The following is a 3,083-nucleotide window of genomic DNA, read 5'->3' as shown; positions in this document are numbered from 1 at the left end:
AGCGTTTAAAAGCACGGCTGAAATTGGCCACATCGCTATAGCCAATTTCATCGGCAATCTGCTCAAGGGTGTAATCAGTACGTGAAAGCAGGGAAGTCGCATGACGATAGCGCACTTCATCCACGAGGGTTGAGAAGGAAGTACCTTCGGCAGCCAATTGACGTTTTAAAGTCCGATCGGACATATGCAGACGATCTGCAACGTTTTCGATGCTTAAATAATGCTGCTCTGAATTGGTCAAAATATCACGTACCCGCATGGCCAGGCGACGGCGCTCACCCAAGGCAGACAATTCGGCTTCACATTGGTTAATCGCAATCTGGCTGGCAATCGGGTCAGCATTGACCATCTTTAAACCGAGATATTTTTTATCAAAACTGGAAAGCAAATGCGGCTGTTCAAAACGGAACTGATGCGATGGGAATTTTGCCATATAGCGTTCAAAACCGGGCGGTTTGGGAAAATCAAAATCAATCTCACCAGAGAGATCTTCACAACCGGTCAGGGCTTTGGCCATGGTGATAATGCCAAAGGTCAGGGCAATGGCAATTTCAGTCCGCAGGGGTTCAAGGTCAAAGTCACATTGCAATTGTAGCGTGGCTTTTTCACCAAAAGTGGAAAAATAAAGCTGTAAAAAAGGCAGACGTAGCTGAATAAAGCGGTTCGCCAGGATTAAGGCATCGGTAATATCATGCGCGGTCATAATGGCATAGCCAATAAAGCCATGAATCGAGATACGCATCTGGGTTCCTAAATGGAAACCTAAAGTCGGTTCACCGGTTAGGCGTAGTGCATGTTTGACCAGTTCATTGGCAACGGGGGTCGGAATACGAAAGTTGGGATCTGCCAATTGTTCACTGTTTAAGTGAAAAGGGGTAAACAGTGCTTCAGCAGTATAGCCCCAACGGGACACCACATCTAACAGCAGCAGTCCATAAACACCTGGTATTCCTTGATCCTGTCTTGGAGAAATCGTTTTCATGCGCCATCCATTGCATTTATTCGTTTTTCTATTTGTCGGTACCATATTGGCATGAATTGAAATCGTAACTTGTTAAAATTGTTCGACAATACTTTGAAAGCCCGAATCTTAGTCAGGCTTGTATTCTTTTTTAAAAACCAAAATTTTAGTGGTGGAAATAAGTAATACATCATGATTCTGATTGAAGGCCTGGGTCACATAACTGACTATAGCGCGGTCAGTTTTACTTTTTGATGGCGTAACTGCCACAATTTCCACTTCCACATGAATCTTATCGCCAGGACGTGTCGGACGTGGCCAGCGCAGACTAGACTCTGAACCAATCAGACCATAAGCGACCGGAAAACATTCCGTCCATAAACGCATGGTCACTGCACAGGTGTGCCAGCCACTGGCAGCAATACCTTGAAAAACCGGATGCTGTTTGGCCTGATCTTCATCGGTATGAAAAACCTGAGGATCATACACATGCGCAAATTGCTTGATTTCCTCCAAGGTCATTTCATATTCACGGCTAATGAAACGATCACCGACGTTTATATCTTCTAAATACAGCATTAATGCGCTTCCTTTTTCTTCAATGCCTGTTGTTCTATCAAAAAACTGCCGGTTTGTCGTTGCCACAAATGTGCATAAATGCCGCCTAATGCAACCAGTTCATCATGCGTACCTTGCTCTACAATTCTGCCTTCATCTAGAACCACCAGACGATCCATTTGCGCAATGGTGGATAATCGATGCGCGATGGCAATGACGGTTTTGCCTTGCATCAGTTCATCCAGACTGGACTGGATGGCCGCTTCAACTTCAGAATCTAACGCACTGGTGGCTTCATCTAAAATCAGGATAGGAGCATCTTTTAAAAATACCCGGGCAATCGCAATACGCTGACGTTGACCACCAGACAGTTTTACACCGCGTTCACCGACATAGGCTTCATATCCGGTTTTACCACGCAAATCAGTAAGCTGTGGAATAAAGTCTTCCGCCTTGGCCTTACGCACCGCTTCAAACATATCTTCATCTGTTGCATCGGGACGACCGTATTTAATATTTTCGGCCACGGTGCGATGTAACAAAGAGGTATCTTGAGTCACAAAAGCAATATTTTTACGCAGACTGTCCTGAGTCACATCTTGAATATTTTGGCTATCGATCGAAATACGACCTTGGTTGATATCATAAAAATGTAGTAACAGTTGAATCAGTGTGGATTTTCCTGCACCAGAACGCCCGACAATGCCAATTTTTTCACCCGGTTTAATGGTTAAATTAAAATGATCAATCACATTTTTATTTTGATAAGCAAAGCTGACATCTTCAAATTTGATTTCACCATGCTGGACCTGTAAAGGTTGAGCTTCGATTTTGTCTTGAATATGAATCGGACGGCCTAAAGTCTTCATGCCATCCTGAATGGTACCGACATTTTCAAACAGGGCAGAAGATTGCCACATCATAAACTCGGCAATACTGTTGAGTTTTAAAATCATGGCAGTCGTTGCCGCAATAATACCGAGTTCCGCCTGACCATCAATCCAGAGCCAAATGGCGGTGCCTAAAACTCCGACATATAAAACCACACTCAATAAATTTATGCTGATTTCGTACTGGGCGCCCAGACGCATCTGTTTATACACCGTGATCATAAAGTCTTGCATGGACTCTTTGGCATACTTACTTTCACGGCCAGCATGGGCAAATAATTTAACGGTTTGAATATTGGTATAGGCATCCGTAACACGACCGGTCATCACTGCCCGGGCATCGGCCTGTTGACTTGAAATCCGGCTTAAACGTGGAATAAAAAAGCAGGCAGCAGAAATAAACAGCACCAGCCAAAGCAGCAGAGGCAAAATCAGTAGGGGGGAAATTGACCCCAGCACAAAACTGATGGTGACAAAGTAAATCAGCACATAAGCCAGCATGTCACCTAAAATTACCCAGAACTCACGTACTGCAAGCGAGGTTTGCATAACTTTGGCCGATAAACGCCCGGCAAAGTCATTGTGAAAAAAATCCAGGCTTTGCTGTAACAGTAAATTATGAAAGCGCCAGCGTAAACGCATGGGAAAAGTACTGTATAAAATCTGGTGCTTGA

Annotated in this window: 3 protein-coding genes; all 3 read right to left on the bottom strand. The window is 44.2% G+C overall.

The window, feature by feature from the left end:
* A partial coding sequence (locus tag B2Y23_RS03700; RefSeq protein ID WP_291369095.1) for an AraC family transcriptional regulator occupies nucleotides 1–982 on the bottom strand: 982 nt, incomplete at its 3' end.
* 108 nt (nucleotides 983–1,090) lie between these two features.
* A complete protein-coding gene (locus B2Y23_RS03695; protein WP_291369093.1) occupies nucleotides 1,091–1,540 on the bottom strand; it encodes a MaoC family dehydratase in 450 nt (149 codons plus the stop codon).
* Nucleotides 1,540–3,083, bottom strand: a 1,544-nt coding sequence (locus B2Y23_RS03690) for an ABC transporter ATP-binding protein (RefSeq protein ID WP_291369092.1), incomplete at its 5' end; no start/stop codon positions are given. The genes B2Y23_RS03690 and B2Y23_RS03695, both read right to left, overlap by 1 nt.

Source organism: Acinetobacter sp. UBA5934 (assembly GCF_002430855.1).
Lineage (GTDB): Bacteria > Pseudomonadota > Gammaproteobacteria > Pseudomonadales > Moraxellaceae > Acinetobacter.
The sequence above is the reverse complement of the archived record's forward strand: the minus strand, read 5'-3'. Positions and strand labels throughout refer to the sequence as shown.